The organism is Geodermatophilus sp. SYSU D01186, assembly GCF_054050215.1.
The window spans coordinates 1-17,740 of sequence record NZ_JBJGYW010000016.1; the positions used below are offsets into that span (position 1 = coordinate 1).

A 17,740-nucleotide genomic window follows, 5' to 3' on the forward strand; every position below is an offset into this window, starting at 1 on the left:
CCCCCCCCCCCCCGCCCCCCCCCCCCCCCCCCCCCCCCCCCCCCCCCCCCCCCCCCCCCCCCCCCCCCCCCCCCCCCCCCCCCCCCCCCCCCCCCCCCCCCCCCCCCCCCCCCCCCCCCCCCCGGGCCGGCGGCGTCCCCGGGGCCGCGGCGCTCCTCCGACCCGGGCGGCGACCGGCCCGGGCCGCTGTTTGGATGGGGACGACCCGTCGGGACCGACCCGGCACCCCCACCCCGAGGAGACCCCGTGGCCGAGCTGACCCGCCCCGACGTCGAGCCGCCGACCGGCCCGGCGCCCGACGACCTGGTGATGGAGGACCTCGTCGTCGGCGACGGTCCGGAGGCCAAGGCCGGCGACCTGGTGAGCGCCCACTACGTCGGTGTCACCCACGACGGGGGTGAGCAGTTCGACGCCTCCTGGGACCGCGGCGACCCCCTGGAGTTCCGGCTCGGCGTGGGCATGGTCATCCAGGGCTGGGACGAGGGCATCGCCGGCATGAGGGTGGGTGGTCGCCGCCGCCTCACCATCCCGCCGCACAAGGCCTACGGCGACCGCGGCGCGGGCGGCGTCATCAAGCCCGGCGCCACGCTGGTCTTCGTCGTCGACCTGGTCGGCGTCCGCTGAGCGCGGTCGCCCGGTGACCGGCGGCGTCACCGGGCGACCCGCCACGCATGGGCACCGGCCGCCCGGGGGACGGGCGCGCCCAGGTCCAGGCGCACCGGCCGGAATGACCGCGGGCGGTGCGCGGTTGACCGGCGACGTGCGCATCGAGGTGTGGTCCGACGTCGTCTGTCCGTGGTGCTACATCGGCAAGCGCCGGCTGGAGACCGCGCTCGAGCGGTTCCCCCACCGGGACCAGGTCGAGGTGGTCTGGCGCTCCTACCAGCTCGATCCCACCGCGCCCGAGGGGGAGACACACCCGACGCTGCCCGCGCTGGCGGCCAAGTACGGCCGCAGCGAGGAGGAGATGCGCGCCTCGATGCGGCACGTCGAGGAGACCGCCGCCGCCGAGGGCCTGCAGTACTCCCTGGCCGACGGCGTCAGCGGCAACACCCGGCTGGCCCACGAGCTGATCCACCTCGCCGCCGAGCACGGCCTGCAGGGGCAGATGAAGGAGCGCCTGCTGCACGCCCACTTCGAGGAGGCGCGGTCGGTGTTCGACGTCGACTCGCTCGTCCCGCTCGCCGTCGAGGTCGGCCTCGACGAGGCCGAGGTGCGGGCCGCCCTCGCCGACTCCCGCCACCGCCACGCCGTCGCCCAGGACGCGCGGACGGCGCAGGCCCTCGGCGCGACCGGTGTGCCGTTCTTCGTCGTCGACCGGAAGTACGGGGCGGCCGGCGCCCAGCCGGCGGAGCTGCTGCTGCAGGTGCTCGAGCGGGCCTGGGCCGACGCGCACCCGCTGGTGACGGTGCCCGCCGCCGACGGCTGCACCGACGACAGCTGCGCGGTCTAGTCCAGCAGCTCCGCCACCGCGCGCAACCGCTGCTCCGCCGCCTCGGCCAGCTCCCGGACGACGTCGGCCGCGGGCCGCTCGGCGGTGACCAGGCCGACCGACTCCCCGGCGTAGAGGGGTGCGGCGTCCAGGTCACCGGTCCGGCGGCCCTCGACCACGCGCGCGCAGTCCGGGTGCCCGGGCAGGTCCGCCTCGCGGCCGTGCCAGGTGCGGCTGAACTCGTTGACCAGGGCGCGGCCGGGCCAGCGCTCCGGCCAGGCCAGCCCCTGCGCGACGTCGAAGGCCCGGGTGAGCACCGTGTCCTCGCCGCGGGCGGCGGTGACCCGGGCCCGCGCCGCCGGTGAGTTGAGCCCCTCCGGGCAGGCCAGCAGCGGCGTGCCGATCCAGACCCCCGCGGCGCCGGCGGCCAGGGCCGCGGCCATCCCGGCGCCGGTCGCGATGCCCCCGGCGGCCAGCACCGGCCGGTCGGTGAGTCCGAGCACCTCCTGCAGCAGCGGCAGCGCGGCGCGGTGACCGGTGTGCCCGCCGGCCTCGGTGCCCTGGGCGACCAGCACGTCGACGCCGGCCTCGGAGGCGCGGGCGACGTCGGCGACGGTGTTGACCTGGGTGGCCACGGCGATCCCCGCGTCGTGCAGCGGGCCGACCGCGGGTGCGGGGTCGCCGAAGGAGACCGAGACCAGTGCCGGTCGCGCTTCGATCGTCGCCTCGAGCAGCTCCGGTCGGGTCTCGAGCACCCACGCCATCAGCCCGATGCCGAACGGCAGGTCGTCGGCGGCCGGGATCGCGGCCTGCTCGGCGACGAACTCGGGGGTGGTCGCGTTGCCCACGCCGATCATCCCGAGACCGCCGCCGAGGGAGACGGCGCGGGCCAGCGCCCCGCCGGCCACACCGGCCATCGGGGCGCCGACGACCGGTGCGGCGAGGTCGAACCAGCGGGTGAGCGGCGTCCGGATCACGCCGCCCATACTGGCGTCTTCGTGCCCGGACGGCCCCCTCCAGGGCACCGCCCCGAGCTCGCGAGGGGTGGGTGGGAGGGGGTCCTTCGACTACTGGGTGGCGGGCCCGCCCTGCGCGGTGCCGGAGATCTTCCGGAGGAACTCGTGGCACCGCTTCGCACGTGCGGAGTCCTCCGCCATGACCTCGCGGAAGAAGCCCGCGATGTCGTCGAGCCCGGCGTTCTCCGCGTCGCGGACGTACTGGCCGTAGTCGTGCCCGGCCTTCAGCGAGTGGTACTGCACCGAGATCAGGTCGTACGTGACGTCCTCGAAGCCGGTCTCACCGGTGGCCATGGCAGCCTCCTCGTCTCGGAACCGTGTGGGGGCACTCTCGTTCCCTCCCTGCGCGCTCCGAAACGGACCGATCCGTCTCAGTCCGACGTCGCGCCGATCGCGCCGGCCGCGCCGCCGGTGACGTCCCCGCCGCCGGCGTCGTCGGCCGCCGTGCGCCCGGCGACGTTCTCCTGCTCGGCCATCTCCTCCTCGCCGCTGACGGCGGGGTCGTCCTCGCCCGAGGCGAGGTCCTCGCCCTCGCCGTAGGCGCCGGGGTCGGCCTGCAGGGTGCGCGGGTCGTTGAGCGGGTCGGGGACGTCGGGATCGGTGACGGTCATGGACCGGCCCTGCCCGCCGGGGGCACCCGCCAACCCCTGGCCGAATGTGTAACACATGTGTTACGCATGACCCGTGGAGGCGCTCGCGGCGCTCGCCGACCCCACCCGCAGGCAGTTGGTCGCCCTGCTCTCGCGGGGCGAGCTGGCCGCCGGTGAGCTGGCCGGTCGCTTCCCGGTGAGCCGGCCGGCGATCAGCCGGCACCTGCGGGTGCTGCGGGAGGCGGGGCTGGTCTCCAGCCGCGTCGAGGGCCGCCGGCGGCTCTACGCGCTCGACCCGCGCCCGTTGCGGGAGCTCGACGAGTGGCTGGAGCCCTACCGCGACCTGTGGGCCCAGCGGCTGGACGCACTGGACACCGAGATCGCCCGCGGCCGGCGGGCCAGGCAGGGCGGAGGCCCGACATGACCCAGCAGGACCTGCACGCCCGCCGTGGCGTCGTCAGCGCCGGTGCCGACGGCACGAAGCGGCTGGAGTTCCGCCGGACGTGGCCCGACCCGGTGGACGACGTCTGGTCGGCGCTCACCGAGCCCGACCGGCTGGCCCGGTGGATCGGGCGGTACGAGGGCGAGCGCGGTCCGGGCGGCACCGGCACCTTCACCATGACCCACGAGGAGGGCGACCACGCCGGCTCGGCCGTGCGGATCGTGGAGTGCGACCCGCCCCGGCGGCTGGTCGTCGAGTGGACCGCGGAGGAGCAGGGCTGGCGGGTCGAGCTGGACCTGACCTCCGACGGCGACGCCACCACGCTGGTGTTCACCCAGGCGCTCGCGCCCGGGATGGAGGCCGGGGACATCGCCGGGGGGTGGCACTGGTACCTCGACATGCTCGATGCGGAGGTCACCGGGGCGGCCGGGCCGGGGGAGTGGGAGCCCTTCTGGGCCCGGGTCGGGCCGCTCTACGGCCGCGGCGGGGCCGGCTGAGCGGCGTCCCCCGACCGGGTGGTGCCCCCGTGGCCAGGGCCTTCGGTCCCTTCGGGTAGACGTCTTATACGTAATCTGTCTCACGGTTACAGTTCGGACGTGCGCCGGTAGCCTTCGGCGCACGGTTTCCCGGCCGGCGCCCGTGGCGTACGGCGGGCCGGACCCCACTGAGCAGCACCCACGTCGGCGGCTCCCTGCCCCCGCGTACCCGACGGATGGAGACGTCTTGACTTCTGTGGCCACCCCCGGTCTCGACAACGCCCCCACCACCCACACCCGGCTGCTGGCCTGGGTGCGGGAGATGGCGGAGCTGACCACCCCCGACCAGGTCGTCTGGGTGGACGGGACCGACGAGGAGTGGGAGCGCCTCACCCAGAAGCTGGTCGACGCCGGCACCTTCACCCGGCTGGAGGCCAAGCCCAACTCCTTCTGGTGCGCCTCGGACCCCAGCGACGTGGCGCGAGTGGAGGACCGCACCTACATCTGCTCGGTCGACGAGGCCGACGCGGGGCCGACCAACAACTGGATGGCGCCCGACGAGATGAAGTCGGTCATGACCGAGCTGTACCGCGGGTGCATGCGTGGCCGGACGATGTACGTCATCCCGTTCTGCATGGGCCCGGTCGAGGCGGAGAACCCGATGTTCGGCGTCGAGCTCACCGACTCCGAGTACGTCGTCGTCTCCATGCGGGTCATGGCCCGCATCGGCAGCCGGATCCTCGAGGCCATGGGCGAGGACCGGTCCTTCGTGCCGGCGATGCACTCCCTGGGCGCCCCGCTGGAGCCGGGCCAGGCCGACGTGTCGTGGCCGTGCAGCTCGACCAAGTACATCGTGCAGTTCCCCGAGGAGCGGGCCATCTGGTCCTACGGCTCCGGGTACGGCGGCAACGCGCTGCTGGGCAAGAAGTGCTACTCGCTGCGGATCGCCTCGGTCATGGCCCGCGACGAGGGCTGGCTGGCCGAGCACATGCTGATCCTCAAGCTGACCAGCCCCGAGCAGAAGACGTACTACGTCGCCGCGGCCTTCCCCTCGGCCTGCGGCAAGACCAACCTGGCGATGCTCGAGCCGACCATCCCCGGCTGGACCGTCGAGACCCTCGGCGACGACATCGCCTGGATGCGCTTCGGCGCCGACGGCCGCCTCTACGCCGTCAACCCGGAGTACGGCCTGTTCGGCGTCGCCCCGGGCACGGGCTGGGACACCAACCCCAACGCCATGCGCACCATCGAGAAGGGCAACTCGGTCTTCACCAACGTCGCCCTGACCGACGACGGTGACGTCTGGTGGGAGGGCATGACCGACGAGGCCCCCGCCCACCTCACCGACTGGAAGGGCCGGGACTGGACGCCGGACAGCGACGAGCCCTCGTCGCACCCGAACTCGCGGTTCTGCACGCCGATCACGCAGTGCCCGATCCTGGCGCCGGAGTACGCCGACCCCCAGGGCGTGCCGATCTCGGCGATCCTCTTCGGCGGCCGCCGCAAGACGACGATCCCCCTGGTCACCGAGGCCCGCGACTGGAACCACGGCGTCTTCATGGGGGCCACGCTCTCCTCGGAGACCACCGCCGCGGCCACCGGCGCGGTCGGCGTCGTCCGCCGCGACCCGTTCGCGATGCTGCCGTTCATCGGCTACAACGCCGGCGACTACTTCCGGCACTGGGTCGAGACCGGCAAGGCCCACGACGCCGCCCAGCTGCCGAAGATCTTCTACGTCAACTGGTTCCGTCGCGACGCGGACGGCGGCTTCCTGTGGCCGGGCTTCGGTGAGAACAGCCGGGTCCTCAAGTGGGTCGTGGAGCGCCTCGAGGGCACCGCGGCCGCCGTCGAGACGCCGATCGGGCACGTCCCCACCGCGGACTCGCTGGACGTCTCCGGCCTGGACCTGAGCTACGAGCAGGTCCGGAAGGCCCTCGCCGTCGACAAGGACGAGTGGCGCGCGGAGATCCCGCAGATCACCGAGTGGTTCGAGAAGTTCGGCGACAAGCTGCCCAGCACGATGTGGGACGAGCTCGCCATCCTGGAGCACCGGCTCGCCTGAGCCGGCGCCGGCTGTCGAAGCCGGCTCGACGGGCCCCGCACCGGTCAACGACGACCGGTGCGGGGCCCGTTCGTGTCCGCAGGCGGGCTGACCAGGCCCGATGCCGGCCGCCCGGCCACGGTCCGTCGGGTCGGTTAGCGTGACGACACCCCCCGACCGACCGCCACCTGAGACGACAGGTCCCGTGCCGAATCCCTACCTGCACGTGCTCCGCACGCCGCACGCGCTGCCGATGGTGCTGGCCGCGTTCGTCGGGCGGCTGCCGCTGTCGATGGTGGGTCTGGGCTCGGTCCTGCTGATCGCGTCGGAGACCGGCTCCTACGGTCTCGGCGGCGTCGTCGCCGCGACCGGGGCCGTCACCACCGCGATCTCCGGGCCGCTCATCGGCCGCTGGGCCGACACGCACGGGCAGCGGCGCACCCTGCTGCCGGTCGTCGCCCTCTTCGTCGCCGCCGGGTGCGTGTTCCTGCCGGCGGTCAAGCAGGGCTGGCCGCTGTGGACCGTCTTCGTCTCGGCCGGGGTCGCCGGCGCCTGCATCCCCCCGGTCTCCTCGATGATCCGGGTGCGCTGGACGCACCTGCTGCGCGGCACGCACCGGCTGCCGACCGCGCTGGCGATGGAGTCGGTGCTCGACGAGTTCGTCTTCATCGTCGGCCCGGTGCTGGTCACCTTCCTGTCCACCACCGGGCACTCCACCAGCGGCGTGGTCACCGCCTTCGCCCTCGCCGTCGTCGGCAGCCTGCTGTTCGCCGCGCAGGGTGCCACCGAGCCCCCGCCGCACGGGCACGCCGCGCGCACCGGGCCGGCCGCCATCCGTGCCGCCGGCATCCGGGTGCTGTTCGTGGTCGGCGCGGCGGTCGGCGCGATCCTCGGCACCCTGGAGATCGCCCTGGTCGCCTTCGCCGACGAGGTGGGCGCCAAGTCGCTGTCCGGCGTCCTGATCGCCGCCCTCGCCCTCGGGTCGATGGCCAGCGGCATCGGGTGGGGGGCGATCCACTGGCGCCAGCCGCTGCGGCTGCGGCTGGCCGTCGCCCTCGTGATGCTGACGGTGCTGAGCATCCCGCTGCTGCTCATCGAGGACATCTGGCTGATGATCCCGTTCGTGGTGGTCGCCGGGGTCGCCGTCTCACCGTCGCTGATCAGCTCGTTCACCCTCGCCGAGCTCCTCGTCCCCCGCTCGGCGACCACCGAGGCCTTCACCTGGATCGGCACCGCGCTGGCCGTCGGCGTCGCCGTCGGCACCTCGGTGGCCGGGAAGATCGTCGACGCCATCGGCGCCAACGCCGCCTTCCTCGTGGCGACGATCGCCGCCGCGATCGCCGCGGTCACCGTCGGCGCCACCCAGCGGGTGCTGCACGTGCCGGCCGAGCACGCCGCCGTTCCGGCCATGGCCCGATGATGGGCCGATGAGCAGCCGGCGCCCCGCGGGGGCACGCACCATCGACGAGGTCCTCTCCGACGTCCGCAGCGGTCTCGACCGGCTCGAGCCCGAGGAGGCCGCCGCCCGCATGGCCGCCGGGGCGCTGCTGGTCGACACCCGGCCGGCCGCGCAGCGGGAGGCCGACGGCGAGGTGCCGGGGGCGCTCGTCGTCGAGCGCAACGTGCTCGAGTGGCGCTTCGACCCGGCCAGCGACGCCAGGTTGCCCGAGGCCACCGGCTACGACGTGGAGGTCGTGGTCCTCTGCAACGAGGGCTACTCCTCCAGCCTGGCCGCGGCCTCGCTGCGCGCCCTCGGCCTCTCCCGCGCCACGGACGTCGTCGGCGGCTACCAGGCCTGGCGGGCGGCGGGACTGCCCACCACGAGGGACGACGCCGCCGCCGGATGACCCGCGCCCGACCCGCCGCCGGGGGTGGCCGCACCCTCGGCGTGCCGCCGGAGCGCCTGGGCCGCTGGCTGGACGGCGTCGCCGAGCGGCACGGCAGCTTCCTCGACGTGACGCAGGACGCCGACGGCGCCGTGCGGGTCACCTGCGCGGACACCACCACCCTCACCCTGCGGGCGCCGTTCGACTGGCGGCCGGGGCCAGCCCTGCTCAGCGCGTTCACGGCCGGCGTCCGGCAGCCGCACCGGGCCGCCGTCCTGCTGGTCCGCCGCGGGCGCTGGGCGGTCGGCGTCTTCGACGGCGCGGCTCTGGTCGTGTCCAAGGTCGACGCCCGCCAGGTGCAGGGCCGCACCGCCGCCGGCGGGTGGAGCCAGCAGCGGTTCGCCCGCCGTCGGGGCCACCAGACCGACGCCGTGGTGACGGCGGCCGCGGACACCGCCGTCCGGGTGCTGCTGCCGCACGCCGGCGAGGTGGCCGCCCTGTTCCCCGGCGGCGACCGCGGGCTGGTCGACGCCGTCCTGGCCGACCCCCGGCTCCGGGCGCTGGCGGCGCTGCGCCGGGAGCCGGCGCTGGAGGTGGGGGAGCCGACCAAGGCGGTGCTGCTGGCGACGCCGGAGCAGTTCCGGGCGGTGCGGGTGCACATCGTGGAGCCCGGCGAGCACCCGTCGGCCTGACCGCGCGGTGACCGCAACCTCACGCTTCGGCATCGAGGCCGGGCGCGTACGGCGCGGGTGGTTGTGGACCACCACGTTTCCTGTTCCAGTGGGGCGTTCCACGGAAGGGGGCCCATGGACCTGCGCACGGACGCACGGGTCAGGACGCTGCTCAAGCTGGCCGCCACGATCGTCGCGGCAGGGGCCCTGGTCGCAGCACTCCTCTTCCCGTGGGTCGGTGGGCCCGCCGTGGCCGCACAGCGGTCGACCGGGTTGCTCGGCGACCTGCCCACCGAGCTGACCATCGACCCGCCGGCCGCCAACACCGTGCTGCTGGCCGCCAACGGTGAGCCGATCACCTACTTCTACGACGAGAACCGGGCCCCCGTCGCGCACGACCAGATCGCCGAGGTCATGAAGCAGGCGATGGTGGCGATCGAGGACGCCCGCTTCTACGACCACCACGGTCTCGACGTCCAGGGCACGCTGCGCGCGCTGGTCACCAACCTCGCCGCCGGCGGGGTGCAGGAGGGCGGGTCGACGCTCACCCAGCAGCTGGTCAAGCAGACGCTGCTGCAGACCGCGACCACGCCCGAGGAGCGCCAGGCGGCGACCGAGCAGACCGTGGGCCGCAAGCTCCGCGAGGCCCGGCTGGCGCTGGCGCTGGAGGACGCCTACTCCAAGGACGACATCCTCGCCCGCTACCTCAACATCGTGTACTTCGGGCAGAACGCCTACGGCGTGCAGCCGGCCGCCCGCGCCTTCTTCGGCATCGACGCCGCGGACCTCGACCTGCCGCAGGCGGCCCTCCTGGCCGGACTCGCGCAGAGCCCCACCGCCGACGACCCGTTCACCAACCCGGAGGCGGCGACCCAGCGGCGCAACGAGGTCCTCTCCCGCATGGCCGAGCAGGGCTACGTCACCGTCGAGCAGGCCACCGCGGCGCAGGCCGCACCGCTGGGCCTCGCGCCCGCCCCGGCCCCGCCGCGCGGCTGCGTCGAGGCCAGCGTGGGCCCCTTCGTCTGCGACTTCGTGCAGCGGTACCTGATCCAGGAGCTCGGCCTCACCCAGGCGGACCTGGAGAACAACGGCTACGTCATCCAGACCACCCTGGACGTCGAGCTGCAGCGGGCCGGTGACGCCGCCGTCCTGGAGACGCTGTCGATGGGCAACTCCCTGGCGGGCACGTTCACCGCCGTCGAGCCGGGCACCGGGCACCTGCTGGCGATGAGCGTCAACCGGGTGTTCGGCTACGACAAGGAGGACCCGGCCCAGGAGTCGTTCAACCTCAACGTCGCCCCGAGCAAGGGGTCGGGCTCGACCTACAAGGTGTTCACCGCCGCCGCGGCGCTGGCCCGCGGGTACTCCAGCTACTACACGCTGACCACGGGCGATCCCTACGTCTCCCGCGTCTACCGGGACGGCGCCCGCCGTTACGACGTCGAGAACGCCGGCACGTACCGCTCCACGCTGGACCTCACGACCGCGCTCTACCAGTCGTCCAACACCTACTTCCTCGCCCTCGAGGACGCCCTCGGCAGCGTCGAGGAGCCGGTGCGGATGGCCGAGCGGATGGGGCTGTTCCAGTTCAGCGACCCCGCGCTGCCGCAGCAGGTCATCGACGAGAACCGCGGGTCGTTCACCTTCGGCGCCGAGGCCACCAGCCCGCTCGGCCTGGCCAGCGCGTACTCGACCCTCGCGGCCAGCGGCACCCAGTGCGACGTCGTCCCGGTGACCGCCGTCCTCGACCAGCACGGGGACCCCGCCACCCACGCCGACGGCGAGCCGATCGAGGTGGGCGACCGGTGCACCCCCGAGGCGATCCCGCCGGGGGTGGCCAACACCCTCAACCACATGCTGGTCAAGGACGTCGCGCCCGGGAACCCCGGCCAGACCGGGGCCCGCGCCCACGTCCCCGGCCACCAGATCGCCGGCAAGACCGGTACCTCGCAGGACAACGACTCCATCGCCTTCGTCGGATACACCCCCGACATCGCCGCGAGCGTGATGGTGTTCAACCCCAAGCGGAAGCAGAACGTCGGCGGGTTCGGCGGTGGCAAGGCCGCCACCGTGTGGCACGACGCCATGGCACCGATCCTGGAGGCCCGGGGCAGCGGCGAGTTCTCGCCGCCCGACGAGGTGGTGCAGAACGGCAACACGCGTGCGGTCCCCGGGTGCGGATCGGTGCGGGCCTGCCAGGCGGCGCTGTCCGACGCCGGGTTCGAGCACACCACCGTGCGGGTCGACAGTGCCCGCCCGGCCGGGGTCCTGCTGGGCACCAGCCCGCCGCGCGGCGGCCGTGCCGTCCCGGGCCAGGTCGTGTCGATCCTGGTGAGCAACGGCGCGGACTACGTCGAGCCGCGCCCCGCACCGCCACCGCCACCGGCGCCCGAGCGCCCGGCGCCGGGCACGCCGGCGCCGCCGCCGCCCGCGGAGCCGGCACCGCCCGCGGAGCCCCCGGCGGAACCCCCGGCGGAGCCCGCGGAGCCCCCGGCCGATCCGGCCCCCCAGCCGGCCGAGCCCGCACCCCCGGCACCCGAGGAGCCGGCGCCGGCCTGACCGGCCCGGACGCGCTCGTCGAGGGCCTGGGTCAGCAGCCACCCCCCGATCAGCACCAGGTGCAGCAGGAACAGCCAGAGGCTGATCGCCACCACCGCCCCGACGACCGTGAGGCCGCCGAACGGTGCCCCCAGGGCCAGCGGCAGGGACAGGAAGAGCACGAAGCCCTGCAGGAAGCCCGACAGGCAGGCGGCGGTGAACAGCGCGCCGGACAGCAGGGCCGGCCACCGCACCCGGCCGGCCGCGACGACGCCGAAGCCCCACAGCAGCGGGACGGTGAGCGCGAACAGCACCGAGTAGTAGCCGACGGCGATGCTGCCCAGCCGGTGCCCGCGCTCGGTGAGGTCGGCCATCGCGGCGGCGGCCTGCAGCAGCGGGTACAGCAGCAGCGGGGTGGCCGCCGCCAGCGGCAGGCCGAGCAGCCGCCCGCGCCAGCCGGTCAGCGTGTCCTGCCTGGGGGTGAACCGCAGCAGCGCCCGCCGCAGCCCCTCGCCGTAGAGCGACAGCGGCAGCAGGGCAAGGACGACGTCGAGCACGCCCATGCCCACGCCCGCCCGGGCCAGCGCCCGCAGCGCCTCCGGGGCGCCCAGCTGAGGCGGCAGGAGGTCCCCGAGCCGGTCGCTGAGCTCGCGGACGGTCTCCGGTGAGCTCAGCAGCGCGGTGAGCCGGAACGCCACCAGCAGCAGCGGCACCACCGCGACGCCGGCGTAGAAGGTCAGCCCCGCGGCGATCAGCGCGAGGTCCCGCCCGCGCAGCCGCCGCCCCGCGGCCCGGAGCAGGGCACGGGTCTCCCGGCGCAGGTCCACCGGCCCATGCCACCAGGTCCGGGCGCTTTCCGCCGCGTCAGTGGTGCACGCCACGCGTTCGGCCTGCGATCCGTTGACTTACGTCTGTCACGAGCATTAGTGTGCGCGTCACGTTCCGAAGGGGAGGCGCAACGATGCGACTCGGGTACCACAGCATCACCTGGGGCGGGGTCATCGGCGCCCCGCAAGGGGTCACGAGCATCAAGGACCTCTACTACCTGTCCAACGGCTCCATCGAGACCGCCGTCCATGACATCTCGTCGGTCGGCTACGAGGGCGTCGAGGTCTTCGACGGGAACCTGCTCCCCTACGCGGACCGCCCGGAGGTCCTGACCGAGCTGCTCGGGTCCACCGGGGTGGAGCTGGTCAGCGTCTACACCGGCGCCAACTTCGTCTACGCCGACGTCCTGCCCGACGAGATGCACCGCATCCGCTCGGCCTGCGAGCTGGCCCGCACGTTCGGCGCCTCCCGCCTCGTCGTCGGTGGCGGAGCCCGGCGCGCCGCGGGCACGACGGATGAGGACTACCGCCGCCTCGCGAAGGGGCTGGACTCGGTGGTCGACCTCGCTGCCGAGCACGGCCTGGAGGCCAGCTACCACCCGCACCTGGGCACCATCGTCGAGAGCCCGGCCGAGCTGGACCGGCTGATGGAGCAGACCCGGATCGGCTTCTGCCCCGACACCGCGCACCTGGCCGCGGGGGGTGGGGACCCCGCCGCGCAGATCCGGCAGTACGCCGACCGCCTGCGGCACGTGCACCTCAAGGACCTCGACCGGGTGACGTTGCAGTTCCTGCCGCTGGGCCACGGCGACCTCGACTTCCCCGACATCGTCCGTGCCGTGCGCGAGGCCGACTACGACAGCTGGCTCGTGGTCGAGCTGGACGCCTACGACGGCCACCCCCGCGAGGCGGCCGAGTCCAGCCTCGCCTACCTGAACGCGCTCCTCGACGACCTCGGCGCCTGACCGGTCCGACCGTCGCCGAAGCGCCGTGCCCATCCCGCACGGCCGGCACCCGCACCGCCGTCCGCACCACTCCCCGCTCGTCCCCCTGGAGAGAGAGACATGAGACGACGTCGTCCCATCCGGCGCCCGGGCGCCGTTCTGTTCACCACCCTCGCGGCCGTCGTCCTGACCGCCTGCTCGTCGGCGTCCGAGGGAGCCTCGTCCCCCGCGGGGGACGTCGACCAGGAGGCAGTGGACCGCGCCAACGCGGCCCTGGAGGAGGTCACCGGGCAGGTCCTGAGCACCGGGCCCAACGGCGAACAGCCCGAGCCCGCCGAGAACGTCCAGCTCACCGACGAGCAGGTGGCCCAGGTCCAGGCGCTCGGCGCCACCGCGGCGATCGTCATGCACTACAGCGGTGACGACTGGTCAGTGGCCCAGATCGACGGCCTGCGCTCGGAGTTCGAGCGGCTGGGCATCGAGGTCATCGCCAGCACCGACGCGGACTTCGACCCGGCCCAGCAGGTCTCCGACATCGAGACCGTCATGGCCCAGCAGCCCGACGTCCTCGTCTCGCTGCCCACCGACCCGGTGGCCACCGCCGGCGCGTACCGGGCGGCGACGCAGGCCGGCGCGAAGCTCGTCTTCATGGACAACGTGCCGGAGGGCTTCGTCGCCGGGCAGGACTACGTGTCCGCGGTGTCGGCGGACAACTTCGGCAACGGCGTGATCTCCGCCCACCTCATGGCGCGCTCGCTCGGCGGCTCCGGGAAAATCGGGCTGATCTACCACGAGGCCGACTTCTTCGTGACCCAGCAGCGTTACGACGGCTTCAAGCAGACGATCGAGAAGGAGTACCCCGACATCGAGATCGTCGCGGAGCAGGGGATCGCCGGTCCCGACTTCGCCGGTGACGCCCAGGCCGTCTCCAACGCCATGCTGAGCCAGAACGCCGACCTGGACGGCATCTGGGCCGTCTGGGACGTCCCGGCCGAGGGTGTCCTCGCCGCGGCGCGTGCCGCCGGGCGCACCGACCTCAAGGTGGCCACCGAGGACCTCGGGCTCAACGTCGGCATCGCCCTCGCCCGTGACCAACTGGTCGTGGGCCTGGGTGCGCAGCGCCCGTACGACCAGGGCGTCACCGAGGCGCGGCTGGCCGCGCTGTCCCTGCTGGGTCAGCCGACCCCGGCGTACGTCGCCCTCCCGGCGCTCCCGGTCGACCACGACAACGTGCTCGAGGCGTGGGAGCAGGTCTACCACCAGGAGCCGCCGGCAGACCTGACCGAATCCTTCAAGGACTGAGCTCTCGTCATGACCCACGTGGGGGAGACCGCGGCGGCCCGGCCGGAGGGCCGGGCCGCCGCGGTGCGGATGCGCGGGATCTCCAAGTCCTTCGACGGCGTGCGGGTGCTGGCCGACGTCGACTTCGAGGTCCTCCGCGGTGAGGTGCACGCCCTCGCCGGGGGCAACGGCGCGGGGAAGTCGACGCTCATGAAGATCCTCCAGGGGGTCTACAGCCTCGACGCCGGCGAGATCGAGATCGACGGCCGGCCCGTGCGCCTGTCGTCCATCCACGACGCCCGGACCGCCGGCATCGGGATGGTCTTCCAGGAGTTCAGCCTCGTCCCGACGCTGACGGTCGCGCAGAACATCTCGCTCGGGGTGGAGCCGCTCGGCCGCGGCGGCCTCATCCGGGACCGGGAGGCCGTGCGCCGCGCCCGTGAGGTCTTCGCGGAGATGGAGGTGGACGTCGACCCGCGGGCCGTCGTGGGGGACCTCGGGACGGCCTACTGGCAGTTGACCGAGATCGCCAAGGCGCTGTCCCAGGACGCCCGCGTCCTGATCATGGACGAGCCGACGGCCAGCCTCGCCAAGCACGAGGCCGACGTCCTGTTCGAGCTGGTCGGCCGGCTCACCGAGCGCGGGATCTCGGTCATCTACATCTCGCACCGGATGGACGAGGTGTACCGGATCGCCGACCGGATCACCATCCTGCGCGACGGCCGGCGGCTGTTCACGCAGGCCCTCTCCGACGTCACCCCGGAAGAGATCGTCGAGGGGATCGTCGGCCAGGAGATCGAGGGGCAGCTCGCCTACCAGGAGCGGCCGGTCGCCGGCGGCGCCACCCGGGAGCCGCTCCTGGAGCTGCGCGGCGTGAGCGCCGGACCGCGTGTCCGTGACGTGTCCTTCACCGTCGGGCGCGGCGAGATCGTCGGCCTGGCCGGGCTGATGGGCAGCGGGCGCACCGAACTGGCCCGCGTGCTGTTCGGGATCGACACGCTGCAGAGCGGGGAGATCGTGCTGCAGGGCCGGCAGCTGCGCCTCTCCGGGCCGCCGGACGCGATCGCCGCGGGCATCGCGCTCATCCCCGAGGACCGGCGGGCGCAGGGGCTGGTGCTCGAGCACTCGGTGCGGGAGAACCTCACGCTGCCGCTGCTGGACCGGATGCGCCGCGGCCCGCTGGTCGACGACCGCAAGGGCCGGTCGCTGGCCCGCGGGCTCATCGAGCGGTTCGCGGTGAAGGTCGCGAACCCGGACCGTCCGGTGCGGCTGCTCTCGGGCGGCAACCAGCAGAAGGTCGTCATCGCCAAGTGGCTGGGCACCGAACCCGCCGTCCTGGTGATGGACGAGCCCACCGCCGGCGTCGACATCGGCACCAAGAACGAGATCCTGCAGACCATCCGGGACCTCGCCGACCAGGGGATGGCCGTCCTCGTCATCTCCTCGGAGTACCCCGAGCTGCTGGCCGTCAGCGACCGGGTCGTCGTGCTCCGAGAGGGCGCCGTCCACCGCGTCCTGGACAGAGCCGACATCCCGGACGAGAACAACCTCCAACTCGCAGTCCAAGGAGCCTGAGCCATGTCCACGACCACCGGTTCGGCGACCCAGACGCCGGCGGCAGCCTCGGGCTCGCGCTCCCTCCTGGCGAGGCTCGACTGGCGCCGCTACATCATCTACATCGGGTTCGTCGTCGTCTTCATCGCCTTCGCCGTCACGCTGGGCGACCAGGGCTTCCTGTCGACGAACAACCTGCTCAACATCTTCCGGCAGGCCGCGACCATCTCGATCATCGCCGTCGGCATGACGTTCGTGATCGCCTGTGCGGAGATCGACCTGAGCGTCGGCTCCGTCGCGGGTCTGGCCAGCGTGGCCACCGCGATGGGCATCGCGACGTGGGGGCTGGTCCCCGGGATCCTGGCCGGACTCGCCGTCGGGGTCGTCATCGGCGCCATCAACGGCGGTCTGGTGGCTTTCCTCAACATCCCGTCGTTCCTCGTGACCCTCGGCATGCTCGGCATCGCGGCCGGAGTCGCCCAGTGGATCACCGACTCCGCGCCGCAGCCGATCCTCGACCAGACCTACAACCTGGTCTTCGGTGGCGGGAACTTCGGGCCGATCCCGGGCCTGCTGGTGTGGATGGCGCTCTTCGTGACCATCGGCGCGGTCGTCCTGGCCAAGACCCGGTTCGGGCGGCAGGTGCTCGCCACCGGCGGCAACCGCACCGCTGCCGAGTTCAGCGGCGTCCGGACCCGCCGGATCAAGTTCCAGGTCATGCTGCTGGCGTCCGTCGTCGCTGCCATCGCCGGCATGCTCTACGCGGGCCGTCTGGAGTCCGGGCGGTTCCAGTGGGGGGCCGGGGACGAGCTGTCGGCGATCGCCGCGGTGATCCTCGGTGGCACCAGCCTGTTCGGTGGAGCGGGTTCGGTGGTCGGCACGCTGTTCGGCTCGCTCATGATCAGCCTGATCAACAACGGCCTGATCCTCGCCGGGTTGGAGAGCAGCCAGCAGCAGGTCGTCCGCGGGGCGATCATCATCCTCGCCGTCGCCCTGGCGCGGCGGAAGTGAGCGCTCCTCTCCGCTTCGGGATCGTCGGCACGGGCTTCATGGCGCGGGTTCACGCCCACGCCGTCCGGGCCATGGGCGGGGTGGTGTCCGCCGTGGCCGGCAGCTCGGCCGCGCGGGCGGAAGAGGCTGCGCCGCTGCTGCACGCCGAGCGCGCCGCGGCCTCCGTCGACGAGCTGATCGGGTCGGCGGATGTGGACGTCGTCAGCGTCTGCACCCCCAACCACCTGCACCTGCCCATGGCGGAGCAGGCGCTCGCTGCCGGCCGGCACGTGGTCTGCGAGAAGCCCCTGGCGGTGACGACGGACGACGCCGAGCGGCTGGCCGAGCTGGCCGCCGGCGCCGCGCGGGTGCACGCGGTGCCCTTCGTCTACCGCTACTACCCGACGGTGCGCGAGGCGCGGGAACGGATCGCGCGGGGCGACGCCGGGCGGCTGTGGCTGCTGCACGGCTCGTACCTGCAGGACTGGCTGGCTGCGCCGGAGGCGACCAACTGGCGGGTCGACCCGGCCTTGGGCGGGGTGTCCCGAGCCTTCGCCGACATCGGCGTGCACTGGTGCGACCTGATGGAGTTCGTCACCGGGCACCGGATCGTCGCGCTGACCGCGACCACCGCCCGGGCGCACGAGTCCCGCGGGGAGGCCGGCGAGCCGGTGACCACCGAGGACGGCGCCTGCGTGGTGTTCCGCACCGACCACGGGGCGACCGGGTCGATGCTGGTCAGCCAGGCCTCGCCGGGGCGCAAGAACGGGTTGACCTTCACCTTCGACGGCACCGAGGCGTCGTACACCTTCGACCAGGAGCGCCCCGAGACGCTGGTCATCGGCGGCGTCGACGAGGACCGAGTCCTGCAGCGCGACCCGGCGCTCCTGTCATCAGGCGCGGCTCGGTACGCCGTCCTGCCAGGGGGGCATCCCCAGGGTTACCAGGACTGCTTCAACGCCTTCTACGCCGACCTGGCGGCGGCGGTGGCAGGAGGGGAGGTCGCAGGACTGCCCTCCTTCGACGACGGGCTCCGGGCGGCCCGCCTGACCGCGGCGGTGGTGGAGTCGGCGGCGGCGGGCACCTGGGTCGAGGTCGGGGCCTGAGCGTCG

General features: G+C 73.7%; 17 protein-coding genes and 1 pseudogene. 14 read left to right on the forward strand and 4 right to left on the reverse strand.

The window, feature by feature from the left end:
• The first annotated feature begins 246 nt into the window (after window positions 1-246).
• Together ACI784_RS13175 and ACI784_RS13180 are read left to right on the forward strand one after the other, a co-directional pair.
• Window positions 247-624: an FKBP-type peptidyl-prolyl cis-trans isomerase gene (locus tag ACI784_RS13175; RefSeq protein ID WP_457013786.1), complete on the forward strand. Its 378-nt coding sequence runs from the start codon at window positions 247-249 to the stop codon at window positions 622-624.
• 124 nt (window positions 625-748) lie between these two features.
• Window positions 749-1,453 carry a DsbA family oxidoreductase gene (locus ACI784_RS13180; protein ID WP_456925523.1) on the forward strand — a complete coding sequence of 235 codons (705 nt, stop codon included), beginning with the start codon at window positions 749-751 and terminating at the stop codon, window positions 1,451-1,453.
• Here ACI784_RS13180 and ACI784_RS13185 read toward each other — a convergent pair.
• From ACI784_RS13185 to ACI784_RS13195, 3 genes are all read right to left on the reverse strand, one after another.
• On the reverse strand, window positions 1,450-2,409 hold the full coding sequence (locus ACI784_RS13185) for an NAD(P)H-dependent flavin oxidoreductase (RefSeq protein ID WP_456925524.1): 960 nt from the start codon (window positions 2,407-2,409) through the stop codon (window positions 1,450-1,452). The genes ACI784_RS13180 and ACI784_RS13185 overlap by 4 nt on opposite strands.
• 90 nt (window positions 2,410-2,499) lie before the next feature.
• Entirely contained in the window at window positions 2,500-2,742 is a 243-nt protein-coding gene (locus tag ACI784_RS13190) for an acyl carrier protein (protein ID WP_456925525.1), read from the reverse strand.
• 77 nt (window positions 2,743-2,819) lie between these two features.
• Window positions 2,820-3,059 (reverse strand): hypothetical protein, encoded by a 240-nt coding sequence (locus ACI784_RS13195; protein WP_456925526.1) that lies wholly within the window; start codon window positions 3,057-3,059, stop codon window positions 2,820-2,822.
• Window positions 3,060-3,132: 73 nt separating this feature from the next.
• Here ACI784_RS13195 and ACI784_RS13200 point away from each other — a divergent pair, with 73 nt between their 5' ends.
• The 7 genes from ACI784_RS13200 (at window position 3,133) to ACI784_RS13230 (ending at window position 11,053) form a co-directional block, all read left to right on the forward strand.
• The gene (locus ACI784_RS13200) at window positions 3,133-3,462 is read left to right on the forward strand and encodes an ArsR/SmtB family transcription factor (protein ID WP_456925527.1); all 330 of its coding nucleotides are present in this window, start codon (window positions 3,133-3,135) and stop codon (window positions 3,460-3,462) included.
• Entirely contained in the window at window positions 3,459-3,977 is a 519-nt protein-coding gene (locus ACI784_RS13205) for an SRPBCC family protein (RefSeq protein WP_456925528.1), read from the forward strand. Before ACI784_RS13200 ends, ACI784_RS13205 begins: the two co-directional genes overlap by 4 nt.
• Before the next feature lie 235 nt (window positions 3,978-4,212).
• Window positions 4,213-6,018, forward strand: a complete 1,806-nt coding sequence (locus tag ACI784_RS13210) for a phosphoenolpyruvate carboxykinase (GTP) (RefSeq protein ID WP_457013849.1) — start codon at window positions 4,213-4,215, stop codon at window positions 6,016-6,018.
• Window positions 6,019-6,202: 184 nt separating this feature from the next.
• Complete coding sequence (locus ACI784_RS13215) at window positions 6,203-7,417, forward strand: MFS transporter (protein WP_456925529.1); 1,215 nt, start codon at window positions 6,203-6,205, stop codon at window positions 7,415-7,417.
• 7 nt (window positions 7,418-7,424) lie between these two features.
• On the forward strand, window positions 7,425-7,844 hold the full coding sequence (locus tag ACI784_RS13220; protein ID WP_456925530.1) for a rhodanese-like domain-containing protein: 420 nt from the start codon (window positions 7,425-7,427) through the stop codon (window positions 7,842-7,844).
• The gene (locus ACI784_RS13225) at window positions 7,841-8,515 is read left to right on the forward strand and encodes an acVLRF1 family peptidyl-tRNA hydrolase (protein ID WP_457013787.1); all 675 of its coding nucleotides are present in this window, start codon (window positions 7,841-7,843) and stop codon (window positions 8,513-8,515) included. Before ACI784_RS13220 ends, ACI784_RS13225 begins: the two co-directional genes overlap by 4 nt.
• A gap of 114 nt (window positions 8,516-8,629) precedes the next feature.
• The gene (locus ACI784_RS13230) at window positions 8,630-11,053 is read left to right on the forward strand and encodes a transglycosylase domain-containing protein (protein ID WP_457013788.1); all 2,424 of its coding nucleotides are present in this window, start codon (window positions 8,630-8,632) and stop codon (window positions 11,051-11,053) included.
• Between the two features lie 23 nt (window positions 11,054-11,076).
• Here the strand turns inward: ACI784_RS13230 and ACI784_RS13235 are convergent.
• A pseudogene (locus ACI784_RS13235) lies at window positions 11,077-11,913 on the reverse strand (YhjD/YihY/BrkB family envelope integrity protein); the annotation flags it as partial.
• A gap of 80 nt (window positions 11,914-11,993) precedes the next feature.
• Here ACI784_RS13235 and ACI784_RS13240 point away from each other — a divergent pair.
• The 5 genes from ACI784_RS13240 to ACI784_RS13260 all read left to right on the forward strand — a co-directional run bounded on the left by ACI784_RS13240 (window position 11,994) and on the right by ACI784_RS13260 (window position 17,734).
• Window positions 11,994-12,824 (forward strand): sugar phosphate isomerase/epimerase family protein, encoded by an 831-nt coding sequence (locus tag ACI784_RS13240; protein ID WP_457013789.1) that lies wholly within the window; start codon window positions 11,994-11,996, stop codon window positions 12,822-12,824.
• Between the two features lie 99 nt (window positions 12,825-12,923).
• Window positions 12,924-14,105, forward strand: coding sequence for a substrate-binding domain-containing protein (locus ACI784_RS13245; protein WP_456925534.1), 1,182 nt, complete (start codon window positions 12,924-12,926; stop codon window positions 14,103-14,105).
• Between the two features lie 9 nt (window positions 14,106-14,114).
• A complete protein-coding gene (locus ACI784_RS13250; RefSeq protein WP_456925535.1) occupies window positions 14,115-15,659 on the forward strand; it encodes a sugar ABC transporter ATP-binding protein in 1,545 nt (514 codons plus the stop codon).
• 3 nt (window positions 15,660-15,662) lie between these two features.
• Window positions 15,663-16,649 (forward strand): ABC transporter permease, encoded by a 987-nt coding sequence (locus ACI784_RS13255; protein ID WP_456925536.1) that lies wholly within the window; start codon window positions 15,663-15,665, stop codon window positions 16,647-16,649.
• Window positions 16,646-17,734 carry a Gfo/Idh/MocA family protein gene (locus ACI784_RS13260; RefSeq protein ID WP_456925537.1) on the forward strand — a complete coding sequence of 363 codons (1,089 nt, stop codon included), beginning with the start codon at window positions 16,646-16,648 and terminating at the stop codon, window positions 17,732-17,734. The genes ACI784_RS13255 and ACI784_RS13260 overlap by 4 nt, the downstream gene beginning before the upstream one ends.
• The last annotated feature ends 6 nt before the right edge of the window (window positions 17,735-17,740 follow it).